21 protein-coding genes are annotated in these 21,894 nt (G+C 32.3%); 1 reads left to right on the plus strand and 20 read right to left on the minus strand.

Features of this window, described 5'->3' with window-relative positions; translation table 11 throughout:
* Positions 1-82: 82 nt before the first annotated feature.
* From DRF65_RS19670 to DRF65_RS19720, 11 genes are all read right to left on the minus strand, one after another.
* Positions 83-631 carry a hypothetical protein gene (locus DRF65_RS19670; RefSeq protein ID WP_123947396.1) on the minus strand — a complete coding sequence of 183 codons (549 nt, stop codon included), beginning with the start codon at positions 629-631 and terminating at the stop codon, positions 83-85.
* A 177-nt stretch (positions 632-808) separates the two neighbouring features.
* Positions 809-1,327 carry a hypothetical protein gene (locus DRF65_RS19675; RefSeq protein WP_115972453.1) on the minus strand — a complete coding sequence of 173 codons (519 nt, stop codon included), beginning with the start codon at positions 1,325-1,327 and terminating at the stop codon, positions 809-811.
* A gap of 15 nt (positions 1,328-1,342) precedes the next feature.
* A complete protein-coding gene (locus DRF65_RS19680) occupies positions 1,343-2,455 on the minus strand; it encodes a hypothetical protein (RefSeq protein ID WP_115972454.1) in 1,113 nt (370 codons plus the stop codon).
* A gap of 109 nt (positions 2,456-2,564) precedes the next feature.
* Complete coding sequence (locus DRF65_RS19685; RefSeq protein ID WP_115972455.1) at positions 2,565-3,182, minus strand: hypothetical protein; 618 nt, start codon at positions 3,180-3,182, stop codon at positions 2,565-2,567.
* A 6-nt stretch (positions 3,183-3,188) separates the two neighbouring features.
* Positions 3,189-3,845: a hypothetical protein gene (locus tag DRF65_RS19690; RefSeq protein ID WP_115972456.1), complete on the minus strand. Its 657-nt coding sequence runs from the start codon at positions 3,843-3,845 to the stop codon at positions 3,189-3,191.
* 110 nt (positions 3,846-3,955) lie between these two features.
* A complete protein-coding gene (locus DRF65_RS19695) occupies positions 3,956-4,522 on the minus strand; it encodes a hypothetical protein (protein WP_115972457.1) in 567 nt (188 codons plus the stop codon).
* Positions 4,523-4,575: 53 nt separating this feature from the next.
* Positions 4,576-5,052, minus strand: coding sequence for a hypothetical protein (locus DRF65_RS19700; protein ID WP_115972458.1), 477 nt, complete (start codon positions 5,050-5,052; stop codon positions 4,576-4,578).
* 75 nt (positions 5,053-5,127) lie between these two features.
* Complete coding sequence (locus DRF65_RS19705) at positions 5,128-5,910, minus strand: hypothetical protein (RefSeq protein ID WP_115972459.1); 783 nt, start codon at positions 5,908-5,910, stop codon at positions 5,128-5,130.
* 14 nt (positions 5,911-5,924) lie between these two features.
* Positions 5,925-8,444, minus strand: coding sequence for a peptidoglycan recognition protein family protein (locus DRF65_RS19710; protein WP_115972460.1), 2,520 nt, complete (start codon positions 8,442-8,444; stop codon positions 5,925-5,927).
* A 17-nt stretch (positions 8,445-8,461) separates the two neighbouring features.
* Complete coding sequence (locus tag DRF65_RS19715; RefSeq protein ID WP_115972461.1) at positions 8,462-9,310, minus strand: PAAR-like protein; 849 nt, start codon at positions 9,308-9,310, stop codon at positions 8,462-8,464.
* Position 9,311: 1 nt separating this feature from the next.
* Positions 9,312-10,385: a LysM peptidoglycan-binding domain-containing protein gene (locus DRF65_RS19720; protein ID WP_123947398.1), complete on the minus strand. Its 1,074-nt coding sequence runs from the start codon at positions 10,383-10,385 to the stop codon at positions 9,312-9,314.
* 148 nt (positions 10,386-10,533) lie between these two features.
* On the opposite strand from DRF65_RS19720, the gene DRF65_RS19725 reads away from it, so the two are divergent.
* Positions 10,534-11,184, plus strand: coding sequence for a hypothetical protein (locus DRF65_RS19725; protein WP_123947399.1), 651 nt, complete (start codon positions 10,534-10,536; stop codon positions 11,182-11,184).
* A 146-nt stretch (positions 11,185-11,330) separates the two neighbouring features.
* On the opposite strand, the gene DRF65_RS19730 is transcribed toward DRF65_RS19725, so the two are convergent.
* From DRF65_RS19730 to DRF65_RS19770, 9 genes are all read right to left on the minus strand, one after another.
* Complete coding sequence (locus DRF65_RS19730; protein WP_228438819.1) at positions 11,331-11,852, minus strand: hypothetical protein; 522 nt, start codon at positions 11,850-11,852, stop codon at positions 11,331-11,333.
* Between the two features lie 121 nt (positions 11,853-11,973).
* Positions 11,974-13,101: a lanthionine synthetase LanC family protein gene (locus DRF65_RS19735; protein WP_115972465.1), complete on the minus strand. Its 1,128-nt coding sequence runs from the start codon at positions 13,099-13,101 to the stop codon at positions 11,974-11,976.
* Positions 13,076-16,111, minus strand: a complete 3,036-nt coding sequence (locus DRF65_RS19740) for a lantibiotic dehydratase (RefSeq protein WP_115972466.1) — start codon at positions 16,109-16,111, stop codon at positions 13,076-13,078. Before DRF65_RS19740 ends, DRF65_RS19735 begins: the two co-directional genes overlap by 26 nt.
* A 43-nt stretch (positions 16,112-16,154) precedes the next feature.
* Positions 16,155-16,376, minus strand: coding sequence for a class I lanthipeptide (locus tag DRF65_RS19745; protein WP_115972467.1), 222 nt, complete (start codon positions 16,374-16,376; stop codon positions 16,155-16,157).
* A 7-nt stretch (positions 16,377-16,383) separates the two neighbouring features.
* Positions 16,384-17,037, minus strand: coding sequence for a hypothetical protein (locus DRF65_RS19750; RefSeq protein ID WP_115972468.1), 654 nt, complete (start codon positions 17,035-17,037; stop codon positions 16,384-16,386).
* 151 nt (positions 17,038-17,188) lie between these two features.
* Entirely contained in the window at positions 17,189-17,686 is a 498-nt protein-coding gene (locus DRF65_RS19755; RefSeq protein ID WP_228438821.1) for a hypothetical protein, read from the minus strand.
* Between the two features lie 73 nt (positions 17,687-17,759).
* Positions 17,760-20,045 (minus strand): cation:proton antiporter, encoded by a 2,286-nt coding sequence (locus DRF65_RS19760; RefSeq protein WP_228438823.1) that lies wholly within the window; start codon positions 20,043-20,045, stop codon positions 17,760-17,762.
* A 374-nt stretch (positions 20,046-20,419) separates the two neighbouring features.
* On the minus strand, positions 20,420-21,130 hold the full coding sequence (locus tag DRF65_RS19765; RefSeq protein ID WP_115972469.1) for a LytR/AlgR family response regulator transcription factor: 711 nt from the start codon (positions 21,128-21,130) through the stop codon (positions 20,420-20,422).
* The gene (locus DRF65_RS19770) at positions 21,105-21,878 is read right to left on the minus strand and encodes a histidine kinase (protein WP_115972470.1); all 774 of its coding nucleotides are present in this window, start codon (positions 21,876-21,878) and stop codon (positions 21,105-21,107) included. The genes DRF65_RS19765 and DRF65_RS19770 overlap by 26 nt, the downstream gene beginning before the upstream one ends.
* Between the last annotated feature and the right edge of the window lie 16 nt (positions 21,879-21,894).

Here is a 21,894-nt window from a genome sequence, read left to right on the forward strand (position 1 = left end):
GCTATTTTATTACGGGTGTTTTCCCATTGCAAAAATTAAAAATATAATATACTGATCTCCCTTTAATGATTCTAAAAATCTGTTATTTAGAGTTAATCGCTTTAATATTGAAATTCCCGAATGGGATAGATCCGAAATCTTTTGTAGTCAGTTCTGTTTTATACTCTTTTTCATCTCCGGAAGACATTTCAGTAGTTAATACAGAGTATCTATGTAAATAAATTCCTTTTTTAAACTTATCATATTTAAAAGTTATAAAGCTCCTGTCAATGACGCCACCACCTCCATTAGCCTGTTCTATGGTAAAGAAATTATCTTTAATTTTGACATCAGAGAATCCGGATGCTACATTGTCAGGATAGTAAGGCTCAATAATGTTATCATTGGTTAATATTGTAAACTTATTTTCGTTATTACTTAATTTAACAATTACTTTGAAAAGCTTAAAATCATTGGGTTTAATTTCTTTATTCCATTCAGTACTATAAACTGTTACTTTGTCAGGTTTTCCATCCTGGTTAATATCAGCTTCTTTTTGAGTAACAATAGAATAATTATTATCTTTTTCAATTATAGATGATTTTATTTCTTCATTTTTTTTTAATTCAGAACTTTTGTTTTTTTTTCTCATCTTCATTTTACTTTCTTGTCCATTGCAAGAAAGTAAAATGAAGGCGAAAAGTAAGGGAAGGGTTTTCATCATTTTGTAGTCTTATTAATTAAAAAATCACTTTTTTAGTGCTATATTTTTATAAGTACCAGAGTCTATAAATAAATCTCTCGTTTTACTCATTCCATATTATTGAAATTAATCTAAATCATCAGCTGATTTGGCGTATTGTAAGAGAAAAACATTATTTGTTTTATTTTTTTCCTTGGTTTTTATTAAGTCACTTTTTATCCAAAATTGATTGTTTTTTTTATAAATTTTTCCTATCAACTCTTTATTTTTTATATTATAAAGTAATAATGAATCTTTTTCCTGTTTAGGTTCTACTTTAAACTTAAAGGAATTTTTCCCGCTGAATCCAAAATCTGAATTAGCTTGATCTATATCAATATAATAACTCCCTATGGAATCTGAGCTACTTTGTGGTTTATAATAATATACCCCATTCCAATTAGCATTTATCTTTATTGTAGTTTTTGTAAATTCAGGAGATAGATCGTCATAGTTTGATTTTGTTCCATCTCCTTCATCTGTTATATTGTATGGAGCGTTTTTTAAAGAGTTCATTTCTTTGTCATTCCGTAGCTGATCTTTACCTTCTTTTCCATTGCAAGAAAGTAAAATGAAGGCGAAAAATAAGGAAAGGGTTTTCATCATTTTTTATAAATATTATTACATATCTAATCCAATTCCATCTCCTTCAATCTTTGCATCATTCCAATATTTCTCAAAAGAAGGTAACCCATAATATTTTTGTTTTTTAAATTCATCATCATATTTCTTTTGTAAATCCTCTTGTGAATGCTCATAAAATGTTCCCATAAATGAAAATGTCAAACCTGTTTTCTCCTTGTGTTTTTCTCCAAAATATAATAGGTAAGCTATAAGTTTAGATTTCTCATGAAAATCCAAATTTTCTAATTTGATTCTATCAGTCCTAATATCTTCTAAAACAGATAAGATTTCTTTTGAATATTTTTCAGAATCAGAATCCATGAATGAAAAAGTTTCGGAGTGAACAACAAAACTTTTATCACAATTTTTAGCATAAAATACTTTCAAATATGTCTCTTTATCATTACGATATTTTTCAATCCCATTTCCTTTTATATACCATTCTAAAAGATCTTTATCTCTTACATAGCCAAAATCTCTAACCAGTATTTCAAGAAATGCTTTGTCATTAAATTTTAACCATGCAAGATCAGCTTTGCTATCATTAAATAAATATTTATTTCTTGCAATAATGTTTTCAGGAATATGAGTAGAGTAGTTTTGTCCTTTAATTGTGACTATATTTTTTAATAAGACAAAGGGAGTCAGTAATTTATTTTTCTGATCAAAAAAAATATTTCCTGTTTCAGCATATGACTCAAATAAATTATCTTCTAACGTACTTTGTGATGCATCCAGAAGATTACCATGATATACAAGATACCTTGTATCAATTTTTCCATGTTGAATACATTTGATATCCAAACGAAAAATAGAGTTTGTTTTTTTTGAAAAATTCTCGCTAGATGGTTCTTTATAACCTTTGTTTTTTAAGCCTTTACTAATTAAATCTGAAACTATATCTAAATCTATTTTTGATAATGTATATTTATCTTCTGTTTCATCATTTTCCAAATAGGCTTGCTTATCAAGAATATCCTTGACTTGGTTAGTACTAATATCTTGTTGTATAACTGTATTCGTAGGTTTGATAACCTCTTCTTGTTCTTTTTTGTTTTTGCCAGAACATGAAATTAGAATAAATATTAGTAGGATTAAAAAGTTTCTCATTTGTATTTTGGTTTTTACTTCATTCTGTCTTTAACTCTTTTGTTACTCCGGACATATCTTTTAATTGACTCTCGATGAAAGTATACTTGATATATGCTTCTTATTACACTTAATAATAAAGATTATTTTTCTCCATTTCAACATCTAAAGACTCATCCAGATAATGTAGAGAATCAGATTTGATTGTACCATCAGGACTTATGCTGCTTTCTGTGTAAGAAACGATGCCTGCTGAATTTCCTCTTAAAGGATTTAAGGGAAAATACTTTATTTGCCAGATTTTATTTGTCTTTGCATTAAAATAAGACAGACAGTTGTAGTTTCCAAAACCTTCTCCTGAAATATTTCTGTAAAATTGTATTGAATCTGTTTTTTTATTGTTGACATAAGTAAAGAGGTTTACTTTTATGATACTTCTATCAGTTTGTTTTTCTTTTACAAGTTTAATGGAAACATTATCTTTTAAAGGAAAATAGGATTCATTGTTTTCTGATAGTGTGTATTTTTTTAGATATTCTTCATTTTGTTGTTGTAAGACCAAATCTCCTTTTTTGTTCTTCAGAGAATTGAAGTAATTTGGGCTGGCAAGAATAGTATCTCCAACAAAATAATCTTTATTGTAAGTCACATTTTTTGATGAAGACTCCACAGCTTGTTTACAGCAAATACTGATCAAAATTGTGAATAACAAAGCGAAATAGCTGTATATTTTTTTTATAGTTGTCATTTGATATTAAATATTTTTTTTATAAGTTCCGTCAAAATAAACTTTGTCTTCATCAATTGTAAATTTTTTGCAATCTAAGTTTCCATTTTTATCTAAATAACATATATTTTGTTTAGTTGTATATGGATAATCAATTTCAGAAAAAATATTTTCACTTTGGATGGTATTATTACCTTCAAAAATAGCGATGTCTACTTTATAAATCTTTACAGGGAATTCATATTCATTACTATCTAATGTTGCTACAGTTTTAAATGCTAAAATCTTTCTGCCATCATTTAATTTCATAGAATCAGTAATAAATAAAGAATCTATTTTTGAAAGCTTTAGTAGGCTATCTTGCTTAACAAAATTAGAATAATCTGGATTCGAATATTCATTTATTCCTCCCTTGATTCTATTAAAATAATCTATTTTTTCAAGTTTACTCTGATAGTTAATGTCATCATTGTTAAGTGATACATTTTCTTCACCATATGTATTAACTTTCCATTCTTTTGGAAAGGAATAATCTTTTATAGTCTCTAAACCTATCGGTTTAAATTGAAAAGCTGTATCAGGTTTGTTTTGTGCTAATTGGGTATTATTATCTTGTGAGTTACCATTTTTTTTGCAGCCTACAATAAATAGAGATAATGATAAGAAAATTAGGTTATTTTTCATTCTGTTGATTAACTCTTGATGTGGGGCTGTAAAAATCTTAATTCTCAACAAAAAATATATTTTTCAATTTTTGATTCTTTTTTCTGACTTAGATTTGTTAATGTTTAACACTATTTGTTTAATAAGTTTATTAAAAATTCACGATCAACATTTTCAAACTTAACATTTCCGAAATCTTTAGAAGTATAATTTTTATTGGTTATACTTTTATCCGGATCATGCCTGTCAGTAAATTCTATACTATATTTATGCAGAAGAAGGTCTTTATCAAATTTGAATGTGATGTATTCTTTCAGGTAAAATTTATCCGTACAATTGTACTTTTCGATAGTAAAATAGTTATTTTTTAATGCAATGCTATCAAGACTAATGTCTGGACAATTTGAATTGCCTTCTAACACTTTTGTATTAGTAAATCTTTTATTTATTCTATTAAGTGTTACTTCAATTACACCATCATTATCGGAATTAATTGAAAAAAACTCATTTTTAGATATTTTATGAGGTGTATTGGGTCTTTCTGTAATATTATTAACAGCTTTACGGGCTATCAAAGTATCTTGGATTTTTAAAGAATTATGATTTATAGAGTTTTCTTTTCTACTCTCCATTTTACTTTCTTGTTTATTGCAAGAAAATAAAGTTAAAATGAAAATTAAAGAAATATTTTTCATCATTTAATTAATTGTTTATTCAACTTTTATAAACCTCATTGAGGTATTATTTTATATTATTTGTTATCCTTTAAATTGTATATCATTTTTTGATTATTAGTAAAGCTAATATTTAAAAAAGGGCTTTCCCAAAAATATTTTCCATTTCTTAAATATATTTTTCCAAAGTCCTGAGTATTTTTTAAAGCCCAAGAATTTGTTCCATCTAAGGATTCTTTATATTTTAAAGTAAGAATACTATTTTCTTCAACAGCACTTAATAAAAATCTTTGATAGAGTTGATAGCCTTCTGCATAATAAATAACAGAATCTTTTGAAATTTTTAGATTTATTTTATATTCATTTCCTTCACGTTCTCCTTTGCCTTGTAAATTAATATCATAGTTTCCAATCCATTTGTTTTGATTTAAAGTATCTGTCACGAAACTTGATACATCTTCGCTGGGTATAGAAAAAGTTTTAGTATTTTCTTTGCAAGAAAGAAAAACAATAATTGCTAAACTTATTAAGACTGGTATAGTACATTTAATCATTATTTTATATCGTTTGAGGTGTTAAGTTTTCAATTAAATTGATACTTGCTACATTTTCTGATAAACCATTTTAGTTTATAACCTAACAAATCTTATATGTAGAGCACTCGGAGAAAGTGATACTTGTTCTAACAAGCCTAAAATTAGCAACTTGTTATTGTTTGCTAAGGAAATACTTCCTAAATAATCTCCTTTATATATCACTAAAGAATCACATTCTGGACATAATGTTTTTTTTGAGATTTGAATATTTGATATTTTTTGTTTTTTATTAAGAATAGTTATTTCTGTTATTTCTTTTTGTTCAGTATTTTCATAATTATATTTCAATTGGATGTTTTTAATTGCATCATAAGAATTAAATGAAATCTTGTCACTTAAAAAAGAGAGGTTTTCATTTTTGAAAATTTTAGCTATTTCTACTTTATTTTTTTTATAAAAATCTGTTAGGATATTACTATCGGAATTATCTAAATCAATGACCCATTGTTTTGCAATTTTAAATGAGTTATCCTTTAAGTCTTGAATTATTAAGTGGATGGTGTAACTGTCATCCTCTGTTGTTTTAGGGAGTAAATTTAGATAAGAAAGCTTTTCGTTTGCAGATAGAATAATAATATCTCCAACAATAAATCTAGATTCTTCATTTTCATTTCCAAATCCTTCTGTTGTTAGTATAGGAGATTTATCTGTTAATTTCTCTAAATCGGGTAGTCTGAAAGTATATTCATTATTTCTTTCCAAAGATGTTTTTGGTAGAATATTATTTCTTTCTATGTTTTGTTGTTCAATTTTAGCCTTTGTACAAGAATAATTAAACAGGACAGTTATAATTAATAAATGAGAGATTAGTTGCATATTTTTATATTAAATTATTTCTTGTTTAGTAAAGGAAGCATAGCATTATACACAGTTTTTCCTTCCCCAGTTGTTTTAGCACATAGCTCTTCATGTACTTGAACATCTTTAACTGAAAGTGAATAATGTTCCAGTAAAAATGATACTAGACAAGCAACTGATTGTGCTTGCTCTTTGGTTACATCTTCCCAATAGCCTCCAGCTATTTCTCTGTCAGCTCTCTTACCATTTTTATCAAGATATTCCCCATTAACTTCTATAGATATGGAATTGTTGTTTCCCCATTTATTAGCTTTAGTATGAGCTTTCTGTGCAACTCCTATATGATGAGATCTATTATTTAAACTTGTTTGTTGATAAATTTTACCATCTCCATTAACCCAGAAATGGACAGGATATTTATTATTTGTAATTAAGTTTTTTACATTATTTTTTAAATTATAATGAGTCCTGTGTAAAACAATTATTTTTATGTCCTTATCAATTGCTGGTGTTGTTCCCTTTTTGTAGATTTCAATTTTAGAATCAATCAGATAACCATCTTTAACTACATTTTGAAAACAACCACCCGTAGATATTTTTTCTTCTATAGCTGGTATGTCTTCACATTTTTCATTCCATTTTTCAGATTCGTATTTTTCATACCATTCTTTCATAACTTTATCTACTTCCCATACATAGGTATGTCCATCTTTGAACCCTCTTTTTATGATTTTTTTGCCATTAATTATTTCTTCTCCAACAATATTATCATGTTCTCCACTTTCTTTCATAAAAGAATAATTAGTGTGATATTGAATAGAAGGTGCAGAGTATAAAATGTTGTTTCCACCAGTTTTGTTGTTTTTTATCATTGCTGGATAATTAATTGCCAAATACATGTCAAGCAAATTGTTTATTTTCCCTTTGAAAACTGTTTGTTCAAAATATTTCTTTACATAATCTAATTGTTCAATAGCAGACATTTTTTTTAATTTATCTGTAGTTGTACCAAGGTCAGAAGATGAATCTGTTCCAAATTGAATTAATCCTGTAAAACCTCTGCTATTCTGCTTTGAGGGGCTAAATGTTTTGGCTGTTTCAAAATACATAATAACCATAAGATTATTTGCCATTTCTATTTTTTTTGCTTCCCCCCAAAGCGATTTTGATATTTCAACAACTTTTTTTCTAAAGGCACAATTAACTTTATTTCCTAAAATTAAGTCATATTGTTTACATAAACACGTTGTATTAGGTACTGATATATTCGTTTTTTCTTTTTTAGTAGGTGTTGTCCCATTATTTAGAGGTTTGGGCTCTTCCATAATATCCACATCAATTATTTTTGATTTAGATGAGATGTCCAAAATAATAACTTCCGCAAAGATTTCCTGTTGACCTCCTTGCCAATATTCTCCCTTATCAGGGTTTTTAGGATTACTTCCTATTTCTCCTGTTTTCTGCATTTCCTTTGTGAGAGGAATAAGAACGTCTACATGGTTGGTTAGAAATGTATGCTCTTTACTGTAGAGCAGATCATCTCCTATAAGGTCATGTTCCCAGATTTTAAGCGTATACTTTTTACCTACAAGGTTATAAGAATCTATAGATACCCTTATGGTTTCCCCAAATTTAGGATTTTTAGTGAATTCTTTTCCATTTTGATCCGTTAGTTTTATCTGCTTGATGACTCCTTTTTTATCCGGTTGATTATTAGGAGAATTAGGTCTGGTAGATCCTTTTGGAGAATCTTGGTTTGGCTTTGGAGGAGCAGGTTTTGGTTTCGACTGTGGTTTTTCGCTATTATTACTTCCGGTAGGTTTTTTAGGTGGGGGAATAGGTGCTTTATATTCAGGATTATTAACATTAGCATTATCTGATGCTTTCAGCTTTCCTTTGTATTCTGCTATAACATAATATTCATGTTTCTTTTTATCATCCTCTCGTTTATTAGCAATAGCGATATAAGTATTAAGTAATGCAAAATTCCAACGGGAATACCCTTTGCTATCTACCTGTACAGGAGAAGATTTCAATATAAATTGATTTTTTTTATGATGACCTTCCCCTATTTCATCATCTTCCCAAAGAGAGAATGTAATATATTCTCCCTCCATTCCCTGGCATTTGGCAGTAGCCCATAACCGATCCTTATAGCTTAATTTTTTATTAACCGGAGTTCCATCCTGATAGGTAAGTTTTACTCCGAGAATCTCTTTTTCTTTAGGGGTCGTCTGCTGTTCATTCTTTTGAGGTTTTACAATAATAGACATGGGTTCTTTTCCTTCCGGGCTATGAATATATCCTTCAACCCTAAAGGTATATTTCCAGGCATCTTTACCAAAAGTAAAGTGGTTTATTCCTTCCTTTTTTATTGTAGTTGTGGTAAACTTACCATTCTCTCTTTTTCTGAATAACTCCCAGGTAACAAGTGATTCTTTACGTTCACTAAGTGGAGTATCGGGATACCATTCCGTTACTTTATAAAATGTTTTGACTCCGGTTTTGGGAGATGTATTTCCTGTAATTCTTAAAACGCCTTTTTTTGCCATGATCTTTAGTTTTTTAGTTACCACGCTTCTGCCTCCTGTTCATCTGTTTCTGCTTTGAATTGGTCAAAATTGACAACAGGATTATAAACCTGTTGCTCCTTTGTATCTGCTTTATTGACCTGGTTTTTGCCTGCTTCGCTTTGCTGGCCATGTTTTAAGATCGTTATTTTACCACCTGTGGTACACATCAGTTCAGATATTTCTGTCAGGCAGCTCTTTCCCATAACCTTTACTTTTTCATAGGATTTTTGCCATTTTCCGGCAGCGGCATAAGCGCAGGGAAGATATCCTCCCGAAGTGGGTTTAAGCTTACATTGCCCAAAAGGTTGTGCAGGAGGATCGAATTGCAGATCATCTTCTGTTGCGGCAAGATAATCTGCCTGTCCTTCTTTATCATTCCAATAATGCTTCTGGTGACTCGTTACTTTAAATTTAGGAAACTTGAAGCCCTGATTACACTGTACCGTTCCTTTCTGGATCACAAAATATTTTCCATCATGGGGATTGGAACCACTATCTCCACCTTTATCTTTCTTTTCTTCTTTTTTCTCTTGGTTTTTATCTGATTTGTCAGTTGATTGGGCTTCACTGGATGACTGCTCCGAAGAAGCTCCCTCGTTGGTTGCTTCATCTGTAGCTTCTTCCTCAGAAGATGGATTAGAAGGATATTGAGAACCGGATTCCTCAGCCATAAGCTGTGGATCTTCCGGAATAAGAATTTTCTTCCCGGGAATAGGTTCCTGCATAATATCCTCTTCTGAACAATGGAGGTTGTGATAGGTCTTTAAGATACCTTCATTTTTCAGCTTAAATTGCTGAGCCAGAGAGCTGAAGGTGTCACCCTGCTGTATGACATGATTTTTCATATTATCCTTGTGTTATCGTAATGGTGTGTTTTTGAATTGATTCTTCTCCACGCCATAGGCTTACAGTAGCCGAGGCCTGAAGAAGGGTTTTATTTTTCCTATGGGTGGTGTATTGAATGATAAATTCTCCTGAAACGGGATCATCAGCAGGTTCATTATATTTTGTTCCCGTTTTTAATTCCTGTAAACTGTAGAATTCTGCACTGTTGCCTGTCAGAAGGGTTGTAATATGCTCCTGATCTTCATTCTCCTGCTCACTGCCCATAATGCATTCCACAGGAAAGGAATTTTGTAAAAAATAAAAAGCTTCTGTCCAATCTGTTTTCTTGTGAAACCAATCCATTTTCGGGAATAAAGTCTGAAAGAGCAGCGTACTTTGAAACTGTTGAAGAAAAAACTTCTCATCCGAAATATTCTTTTCAAATGTATTCATATAACGCTCAGAAATCTCTCCGGCGAAAAAGTCAAGATCTTTCCGTTGGGCTGAGTAAGTATTGACAATCTTTTTATGATCTGAAAATCCTGTAATTTTGCCTGATTCACTTAGGGTAAAATCAATAGGCATAATACTTTTCATACAGGCAATGGAAAGTTCACTCATCTTATCCTCAGGAGTTTTGCTATTGGTTTTAAAATTCCCCTGACGGTAAGAAACGATATGAAGGTTCTTATTTTTGTATTTATGAACATCAAGATCTATACTATAATCTATAGTTAATGAAGGTTCAAATGGGTTTTCAAACGTCTCAGAGACCTTATAAGTTTTGGCAAAAAATGAATCTGACGCCTGCGAAGAGGGAAGTGCATTTTTTCTTTTTTGCTCTTTTTCTTTTCCTGTTCGCAATTGTACAGGGACGAAAACACTTTTCACCTCATTAAGATTCTCAAACCAGATTCTATCCATTCTTTGACAATGGGAATTATGAAAAAGCTTAAGCTCTTCTCCGGTAATACCCAACCGGGAAGCAATGGAGCTCAGGGAATCTCCGTTACGAACCTTATATTCTAAAAAACCAATTTCCATCGTAAGTGAATTATACCATAAAACTATTAAAAAACTAAATTTGAAATTCATTTTTAAGGTTAAATTTTAAAAATTGTAGTAAAACTACGACAAAAGATTACCTCACATTTGGGTCCCAATCTATAGAGAGATTTAGTAATTTTGTGAAAGATAGATCCAATGATGCCGGACAGAAACCATAACCTCTCAACATAATAATATGAAAAATAAATATTTACAAAGCTTTCTGATGCTTCTGCTAACTTTCCATTTGGGATATGCGGAAGGTTTTCTTCATACATCGCTGGATTCTTCTTTAAAAAAAGAAGATACCATAAGAATTAAGGAAAGCCTTTATGAAGAAGATATTGAAGCCAATGAATACCTTAAAGACCGGTTAAAGCCCATTCAGTCCAATTTTAAGCGAATCAATTCAATCACTCAATGGACCAGCATCAAAAAGAAAAATATTGAAGGCGAGTCTGCAGAAGGTGGGGAAGCTACCTATTATTATAAAAATAACCGTTTGGAAAAAATTATGGCCAGGCATTATGGGGAAATGGGGCAGGTTTTGATTGAGTATTATTTGCTGAACAGTAAGTTGTCTTTTGTGTTTGAAAAGGACTATAAGTACAATCGTCCGCTTTTCTACGATGCAAAAGCCATGAAGGAAAATAATGATACCGAGGCCTTTGATTTTGAGAAATCAGAGATTGTTGAAACCCGGAATTATTTTGAAGGCGGATCTCTGATGCATATTGTAAACAGCCAGGACTGTGGAGCTCCTTTCAGTGGAGATTATATGAGAGAAGAGGATAAAAGCATAAAAGATGATTTTAAAAGACTTCTGAAGCTGGAGAAAGCAAAGTAATATTTTATTTTTCCATACAGGCACATAGATGATATTTATATTATAGAAATGAATTGATAGATTATGACTTTAATTGATACAACAACTAAAAGTAACTTCCAGTTTCCTTCTTCCAACTTCCATCTTTTTGTATTTGAAAAAATAAGTTATTTGGTTTCTTTAATGAGATTAAGACGTTCTTCTACCTCTTTAATTTTATTGATCCAGTAATTGATTCCTTCCTGATTAGTAACCGTTTTCTTAAAAGCATCGCGACTTACAGGCCATAGTTTAGAACCATTTTGCTGATACTCAATTTCACGTTCTCTTTTGGTTTCCGGTTCTATGCGGTATCTCCAATAAACAAGAGAGCGCATATATTCTGCACGTATTTTTTCAAAATAAGTGATAATGGCTTTGCGATCTTGGGGAATATATCCCGGCCCGGAACATCCACAGGAATGAAAAGTAATTCCTACCGTATATAGATTACGAATATGTGCCCACTGTTTATGGTCATTTTTCGCCGGTGATTCAAAGTCCAGTCCCATATTAGCCATAAGGTTCCCACATTCGGGGCACTTGGCTTCCACGGAGATCTGAGCATCTCTGTCTACATCTTTTAAAACACGACGTTTGAAGGTTTTCTGACAGTTGAAACAGGCATAATGACCTTTATAAACCATCATGGCATATCGGCACATTGTATTTTTTATTTAATCGTTAGGATATTGTTTATATTGTTGTAAAAATATAAATTTTCATGAGTTTTTAATGAACTAATTATTAATTAAGGAAGATTTATTTTTTTTATCGGATTAAAAATAAAGAAGACCAGTCTTTATTAGGCAAAAGAGATAATCCTATGCCGGAAAGGCCTTCTAAAAGCCCTATATTATAGACATATTCATCCGCTGATTTATATAGAAAACAGCATTGTTGATCTTTGGGAGAATAATAAGATTTTGTAATTTCTTGCCAGTAATCACCGGCTTCTTTAAACAGAATATTTCCGGTTTGGTCATAAAATGAATGGTATATCGAAGAAATGCCGGCACTCCCGTGGCAAACCGAAGCATCGGTTACCTTACTGGAATCGTCATGCTTTCTCAGGGTAGTTTTTAAAAGTATTTCCAGTGCTTTATCCTGTAGACTTTTATCCTTAATCAATTCACCTATTTTATAAAGAATACAGGCTATGCCAAGGTCTCCATAGCACCAGGCAAGGCGTGATGCGTACTTTGAATTTTCTTTACTGCCTTCAATGACAGAAGGAAACACAGATTCAGTATTTTCCTCTGATGCATAAGCTAAGAACTCTGATGCCGTTTTTTTGATAAAAGAAATATCCTTGTCGGAATCTGCTATGCAGGCCAAAAGAAAAAGGTTGGGCAGAAAGCCATGGGAAATACCAAAATTTGAAATGTTGTCTTCCTTATTTTTAGGACTTTGCCAGAATAGATCTGTCTTTTTACGAACGATGGTTTCCTTAAGGATATGCAAAAGATCTTTATCAAGTTCTCGGATATCCAATCGATTATTTAGAAAGGGCATCAGGAGACCATTTCCTCCATAAAAAAAATCAAAGTTGTCGTTTTCAAATTCTTCTATAGCCTGTTCCAGCATTACATTACCGATATCTTCAAAATCCAGAAAATCAAGAGCACACCATTGAGAGTTTTCCAGATAGTATGAACAGGAGAGTACTCCTGCCAATCCTGAAGCATAGGAAAGATCAATTCTTTCATTTTCAATATCATTGAAAATAAGATCTCGATATCCAGCTATTTTTTGTTCGGCAGCCTGATCGTATAACTCAGGATAAGCGCTAAAATAATGATGAAGAAATATCAACTCTGAACAGGCTCCGTTCATAAGCCCTATATGCTGGTGTTCGTAGTTTAATATGTTTTTATATATGTGATGAAGTATTGACATTGTTTTTTAAGCTGAAAAATTGTTTTTTTAATATTTTTTCAATGAGGCAGTAGATTAAATACTCGTGCAGTCTGTTGTCGCTTCTCACAACCCGTATGATATGCATATGGATGATATTGGCAAGATTTCCGAGTGTATTCTCATCCGTTATTGCCGGAAGGTCTTTCTGAATATCATTACGGAATTTTATATGAACAGGAGAAAGTATTCCATCTGTCTCATTGATGATCCGTTCTATTTCATCAGAAAAAGCTTTATATTTCGCATTTATAAATGAAGTTTTTAATGGCGACATATTAAATTCGCGTGCAAGACTGTTTTTTACTCCGCTTACAAATTGTAGCTGATTTTCCGTACTGAGATTGAACAGACTGAAGTAAAAAAAGATATGCTGTATAGGATACATCCATAAAATATCTGTATTGGCCTCTTCAATATTTTTTTCGATAATGGAAGCAGAAATCAATGAGTCATAAAAGAATATTTTTTCAAAAACCGGAGTTTTATCACCATCATATCGCTCAATTTCTCTTTCATAAGTATCATATGAAATTTTGTGTATTTTTTCACCCAGATACTTTTTAAGCAAAGCATTGAGGTGAGATTTGATTTCCATATGGTTGCTTAAAGGAGCAAAAATCCTGAATCTCAAGTGGAAATCGGGATCATAGTACTTTATATAGAAAAAGTGCTCTATGAGTTTATTGGATTGCAGAAAACCAAGAATTCCTACCATTTCACAGATCAAAAGATCGGAAAATACTTTCCCGGTGTAAATTTTTAAATAAATACAGTCATCAACCTCGGGAAACAAAGATCTTGAAACCGCAGAATGTTCTACCTGCGCACGTTTGATTTCATATTTCTGTTCAAATTTTTCGTTTTTAAAAAACAATAAAAATTCGTTATTGATCATTTTTCCTTCTGTATTAAAGGTTACAGGAGTAAATTGATCCGAAAGAGATTCCGTTATTTTTAATTTTTGCTTCTTCTTGAGCTGTGTTAAGAAAGTTTTTCTTGATATTTCCTGATTTAAAAGGATATATAATTCATTGTCTCCTTCTGAAATGAAAAAGTTGCCCTGTATATTAAGCGTATCAAGGTTTTTATCAAAATGGGTAAGAGCCTCTGAAATACTTGTCTTTTTATTTTCAAAGAAGTCATGATATTCGATCTGCCAGGTTGCTTTCTTGACAATGAAATTTCCTTTTTGTAATCTCGGGAAAAATTTAAAAAGATTTAATAATGAATCCTCATTAATTAATAGACTGCTGTTATACTGAGCCTGAAAATCGAGAAGGAATTCAAAAACAGGACTGTTCGTAGGATGCATAATATTATAGGCATTGGAAAATACAGGAAGTACTTTTTTACCCAGGGATTTTGACCGCAGAACCACCTGATCGTTCACAACAGAAACATACAGATCGCTTAGTTCTATTTTCTTTTTGCCGCTGATTTCGTCAATATATCCGATATAATATTCTGTATTGATTTTTCTTTCTATTACATTTCCGATTTTTTCAGACGGAAGATGTACAATTTCAGCAATGATGGTATCTTCATCATAATATTTTTTTTCCTGCTCATCAATTTCATCCATTGTGTGGGCAATGTCTTTCTGGTTGGAAAAACGCCCCAGAATTTTTCTTGGTGAATGAAATGAAATATAGTCAATAAAATAAACAGGGTTACCTGTATTTTGATCTAGAAATATAGATGCTTTATAAGATTTGAAAGGGAAGAATTCACTGACCTTTTCCGGGAGAAAAATTTCGTAATTTTGTCCCAGCTCATTAAGGTCAATGCTTGTTTTTTTATTTTTAAGACAGTTCAGAATAGGGTAAGAATATTGAACCTCTTTTTGATTGAGGGTGATATTTTCCTCCTGCATATTTTCTTTTGGCCATGCCAGAATCAGATTGCCAGCATCTACATTTTCGGAGTTAGCAAATTTTCCGTATCCTACACCAAATTCAATGTCCAAAGCGTGTAATAAACTTACTTCCTGCTGGTCATATTTTTTAATAAAACTCTTCTTAAAACTGACGATTCTGTAAGGAGTCTGATTTTCCAGAGTACTGAATCTTTCAAAAATAGAATCACTTTTTTGAATGTCCTCCAAAAACCTTTTAGGCATGGTATCTGAGGTCTCAAAAAAAAGGTCAATATGTAAAGGAACTTTTTTATGTTCAGGAATTGAAAGAATTTCAGCTACTTTTTTTTGTGTATTACATCGGTCGATATACTTTTTTAGTTCATGAAATTCTGAATTCTCAATATTTTTATCGAGGAAATTGATGATATGTTGTGTTTCACTTCCGGAATAAGACTGAGACGGATTGAGTATTTGTTCGTCCGTAAGTTCATGGAAAAATTCTTCTGCTTCTTCCTGTGTAACGTCATTTTCAGTTTGAATAAAACTGATGATTTCTTCGGGAGTTCTTTCATGTTTACAAAATCTTGTAATAGAACCTATAGATTCATCTTTTTCTATCGTTATTAAGCGATAATCTCTTCCGATAATTCCTGTGTAACACTGAAGGAATTTGTACTCATCAAAAATTTCATACCATGTATTATTGGTGAGATAGGTATCATGTTTTTCCAGTGAATTTACTATTTTGTAAAGGTATTCCGAGTCAAATCTCAATACCGGATAGGAATGGTTCCATGTTATTTTTGTTGCAGAAGATTCCGATGAATTTTTAAGGGAACCTAAACCGGAAAACAGACCGAAAGGAGTGGGTCTTGTAGTATATCGTGAAAGATATTTATATAATGAAATTTCAAGTTTTTCTTTTTGCTCAGCATTTTTTTTTGAAAACTCTTTTGTCATCTCATGATAAAAATTTAATGACGACAGCTTAATAGCATCCATTACTGTCTCATTACAGGAAATATTTTCAATGACATCTGATGTTGCATAAAAGCTGTTTAAATCATCAGGTGAAAGAACGGGAGTTCTCAATATTGTGTAATGAAATGGAGTATATTGCTTTGAGGACATAATATTTTTAAATTGGAGATGACAAAAGAGATCAATTGTTTAATTAGCAGTTACCACAATCTGCAGTACAGTTTGCTTTTGAACAGTTTAGCAGGTGAGTATGCATAAATTTAGACATACAACCGTCTGAACATCCAGCAGTAAACAATCCTACATTCCCATCCATGTCGATGGCTTTACCTCCTTTTATTTCAAAAAGGTTGTTTTTGCTTAAGTTTTGTACATTCTTTTTTGAGATTGTCAATTTTTTGTTTGAATTTTTCATAGTAATTTTATTTTAAAAAATGTTGAGTTGCTTTAGTGAGCCCTTTCCAGGCATGGCCGAGAGAGTGTATCATTTCATCCGGTTCGGCTACAAGATAAAACAGAACGACAGGAATGACAGGTACTAAGCTTAAAAGAACAGCTAATACCGGAGAAATCAGATACATTCCGAAAGGATGACTGAATTTATTAGTCATATTGCTTGTAATTGCTTTAAAAACAATAAGCATTCTGTCTCTGTAATATAAAAGGATGAGAAAATCAAGAATAATATAATAGCTAAGTCTTGATGCAAAACCATTAACCATAGATGAATCCATAAAAGTAATATCCATGATTAAAATATTAAAGGCAATGGGCAGGAAAAAAAGAGCTCCTATGATAACGGTTTTCTTATAAAGAAGAAGCGCTCCACATAGTACCTGACAAATTCCAATGATTGTTTTAAACGGATTGTGGTCAAAAAGATACCACATCACCTTGAAAAGGCTGAGATCTTTGATGGGCTTATTTAATTCCTCAGGAGAAATACCAAATTGTCCGTCATCGAAAAATTTAGCATATCCAAAAGACAAGAATTGCCATGCAAGCAAAACTCTGCATATCAGAATAAAATAGTCCCAATGTTTACCCTCAAAAGTCTTTTTGGATATAGTAATCATTAAGGTTATTAAGTTTTTTTTAAATATATAATAAAATTTTTAAACTTATATAATAAATGCAATAAAAAGTGTGGGTTTTTATATGTTTTTTTATTCTGATTAATTTTAATCAGTTGTTTACCAGTGGCTAATGTTGTTTTTTAGTTATTCATTATGTCTTCTCGTCATAACTGATTCCCATAAAACTGCTGGCACTTCGAGGATCATAAACTGACCATACCTTTCCCCATGAAAAAGTGAAAGTACAGCTTGGATAGGGTGTTTTCTTTTTCCGGGTTGGAGGCATTCCCAAAATTAAAGTCAAAAATTTATTATTTCGGTAAAATACCTGCATCTCCCTTTCCTCGGTCCATTCATTCCAGTCTTTCGCATCAGTGCTTTTCCATGTATTCATGTGAATGCTGTGCAGCCGATCTCCCCAAAAGCAGAGGCTGAGAGAAAGCTCATGACCTTCTATTTCCACCTCTTTAAAATAATACCAAAAATATCCGGTTTTCACATCCCACCTATTGTGATATTTCTCCTTATAAAAATCAGTTTGTTTCAGCTGATCCAGCAGCATCCCCTTGTACAGTTGTGTACCGAAATCCTTCAGTTCCAACGTTCCGTTTTCATTGTTAACCAGCATATTCAAAAAAAATGAAGCCATAAATATACCCGTTTTTTCTTTACAGACAACGAATAATATTTACAGCTTCTTATAGAAATAGAAAATATCGGTGTTACGGATTTGATATGATTAATGTTGAAGGAATATCGGAGAGCCAAAGACTCTTCGTATCGATCAGGTTTTTCCAGCTTTTGCTGCTGATGAGCATCAGATCCTGGGAATTCAGGAACTCTTTTTCAATTCTTTTCTCGTTATATAAGGTGATATGATTAGGAGCTACCTGTTCAATGCTTCGGATCAGTTCTTTTACCTCAATATTGTTACGGATCTGTCCTGCAGCATCCAGAATAATGATTTGAGAATTATTATTGTTAATCAGCCTTTTTGCGTATTCCAGAAGGTAAAAATCGCTCAGGTTGAAAATCGGAACAAATACCCTGTCAGCAGTAGTAAAGTCTTTTTCTACAAGAACACCCACCGGAATGGTAGCCTTGTCCAAAACCTGCAGCGTAAGGTCATCAAAAGGAGAGTTGTTAAAAATATTTCCTTTGCCTTTTACCGTGTTTAATAATTTTTCAGGATTGATGATTTTGGTAGTAAACCCTAATAATCGGCCTAATAAACTGCCTTCATACATAGATTTTCCAAGCATAATCAGAAGAAGGTCATAATTTCCTTTATTGGTAATATTCGTCAGATCACTTTCTACATCTGTAGAAGCTTTAAAGAGGGTAGTGACTTCCAGTTTAAGTTCCTGGGAAGTTTCTATTACATTTTTAAACTGTTCTTTCTCAAAATTTTCGATATCAAAAGCATGTAGTTCATCAACAGGAGCAATATTCATAGCGGTTACACTTTTGTTTCCATTCATTTTATGAGTGAAATTATCGGCCAGTCTAAGAAGTTTACTTCCTGATTTTGCCGTTTCAAAAGATAGAAGAACCCTGTATTTGGTATCATCATCTTCAGGCTCTTCTTCAATCATGGACTCTTTCCCTTTGAAAAGATAATTAATAAAATCCAGACATGGACCTGTCATAAAAGTGGTAAATAAAGCCATAATTACAAGCAATGCAAATAATTCCGGGCCTAATACTCCAAGATCGTATCCGATATTAAGTACAATAAGTTCTGTAAGCCCTCTCGTATTCATAAGTGCTCCTATCGTGAGACTGTCTTTCCAGCTTATATTCAGGAATTTTGCGGTGAGTGCACTTCCTACAAATTTTCCGGTGACCGCGGTAAGTATGATAAGGCCCCCGATTTTCCAAAGGTGAGGATCGTTGAGGAGCCCAATTTGGGTTCTCAATCCTGTAAATACAAAGAAAAGAGGAAGTAACAGAACTAATGCAACATCTTCTACTTTCTCTATAAAAAGGTTTCGGAATTTTACATTCTCAGGCATAATAGCTCCTGCCATAAACGCCCCGAAAAGCGCATGAATCCCAATAACTTCGGTTGCATATGATGAAATAATCAATACAAGAAAGAATATAGCAACCAATCCTTTATTGATAAAGCCTTTTCCCTTTTGAGACTCAGCGATTCTGTTTAAGAAAGGTCTTACAGCTTTGATCATGATATAAACATACAGGATAGCCATCAGAATAACAAATACCGATCCTGAAAAAGATCCAGCCTTTACAATCGCAATCACAGCAGCTAAAATACACCAGGCTGTAATATCATCAGCTGCAGCACAGGTAATCACGACGGTGCCTATTTTCGTTTTGTGAAGATTTCGTTCCTGAACAATCCTTGCCAATACAGGAAATGCTGTAATACTCATGGCAATGGCTATAAATAAGGCGAATGAACTGAACTGAATTCCTTCCGGTGCAAATTCTTTATAAATGAAATAAGAAAGCCCTACACCTAATGCAAATGGAATGATAATGCTGGCATGGCTTATAACAACGGCATCATGTGCTTTTTTTCGTAAAACACTCAGATCCAGTTCCATTCCAACAATATACATAAACAGGATAAGTCCGATCTGGCTTAAAAACTGTAAGTTAGGCAACGATTCTTTAGGGAAAATAAATGCCGAAAGCTCAGGGAAATATAATCCGAAAAGTGATGGTCCCAAAACAATACCAGCAATCATTTCACCAATTACAGAGGGCTGTTTCAGCTTTATGCAGATCCATCCGAAAAGTTTGGCAACTAAAATAATGGTGACGATCTGTGCAAGAAGAAGAGCTAGCGGATGATGAAGGTTTATCAGAAATGAATCAACAAAATTTTCCCACATCGTAGAACCTGTAGCTTTGCTGGGAGTAATATTCTCCCCAACTTCCAGAGTTTTACCCTCTACAAAAAACCAATACATTAGGCATGAAAAAAATGCAATTGTACTGATGTAAAATATAATATTTTTATATTTCCCCAAATTCATGATTCCTATTATTTTGATGCAAAGTTGATAAGAATAAACTGAGATTAAAATAGTTTGTTTTTTAAATGTAATGAATACAGTAAAAAATGTAATAAAAATCCTGATATTGAAATGTCTTCCTGAATTTGGCTTAGGAAACTTGAGCGTTAAGAAAATGAAGTCTGTGAACGTTAAGAAAACTGTCTAGGATTACTTATTGATAATAAAATAGATTGCTAGCGTACGGGTTCAGAGTTTTTAGAGAACAGATTTAATTTTTAGCGGAAGGTTCCAGGTCTTGAATTTTTGTTCTTTTGTTTCAAGACAGAAGAACATATATAAATAATTGGGTAGCAGATATTACTGATTGTAGGAAACAGGGGAAATTATCTGTATTATTTTGTAAACAGCTCCATTAGTGAATTTTTGTAAGCATCACCAATCTGAAGCTTAAGAAAATGATCATCTTCGGTAGAAATAGTGGTGATAATTTCGTTGGTTCCTAATACTTTAATGAAAGATAATGCAATGATCTCTTTTTTATTAACCTGTGCAAAATCCTTAGTGGGCAACATTTCCAGAAGGCTTTTAAAATTAAGATTCTTTAAAACAATGGTAGTTCCGTCATTGAGCATAATATCCTTATCGCGGCTGTCTATTTCAGATGTTTTAATGTAAGCGATTTGTTCCGTTAAAATAACGGTTTTACCAATATTGCTATTCCATTCGATAAAGGTTTTCTTCTGAATTGTGCTGATTTGTTCTTTTGCTTTTTCAAAAGCCTGCACCAATCGTTCTTTTTTGATCGGCTTTCTTACATAATCTACTACGTTGAGGTCAAAAGCTTCAGCTGCGTATTCTTTATAGGCTGTGGTGAAGATGATTTTTTTGGAACCGGAGATGATTTCTGCCACTTGAAGTCCTGTCATTCCAGGCATCTCAATATCCAGAATACAAAGGTTGCAGTCAAGGGAATTAATCTCGTTCAGGAAGGTTTTAGGATCATTGAAAGCCTTTACAACTTCTACGTCATCAATCTGTTCACATAAAAGTTTTAAATAGCTGATGGCTAATAATTCATCATCCAGAATAACGCATTTTATCATAGAATTCTCCTAAATTGATTTTTAATTCTGCAGTGAAGATACCGTTTTTTGAACTTTTTTCAACCTGATAGTGGGTATTATAGATCATTTTTAATCGCTGATCTAAAGACTGGCTTCCAAAACCACTTTTTTCCTTTTCCAGATTATTCTTTAAGGAAGCTTTATTGCTCACTTTCATGGTGAATGTCCGGTTTTCAAGTTCCATGAAAATAGAAATAAAAGAATCCTGAGCCAGAAAATCTGTATGTTTAAAAGCGTTTTCGATAAGATCAACGGAGATAAGAGGGGCAAAAACCTTCTCCTCATATAGAGAATCCGATTTATTGATCTTGAATTTTATTCTAAAGTCGAAGAGAGGATTCACTTTAATTTTATTGATCTCAATAAGGCTTAAAGCGAAGTTTAACTCTTCTTTTGGACTTACATATTTATTGTTGCTTTCGTATAAAATATAATCCAGTACATTAGCCAGCTTATCCAGAGACATATAGGTCTGGTAAGCGTGAGACTGAACAGAATTCAGAATGTTTTTAAACAGATGTGGATTCAGCTTTGTTCCGATATGCTCCAAACGAACCTCATTCAGCCTTTGCTCAATAATTTTATTGGATTCTGAAAGCTTGGTATTTCGCTGTTTCAGCTTTTGATTTTGGCTGAAGAGATAGATACTGGCTGCCAGAAAAAGAAAAATGGCAAAAACTCCGATGAATATCAGATAATCATGAATCATGTAGTAATTGCCTTCCATAGCTTGTTTTTGAAAA

This window comes from Chryseobacterium pennae (assembly GCF_003385515.1).
GTDB lineage: Bacteria > Bacteroidota > Bacteroidia > Flavobacteriales > Weeksellaceae > Chryseobacterium > Chryseobacterium pennae.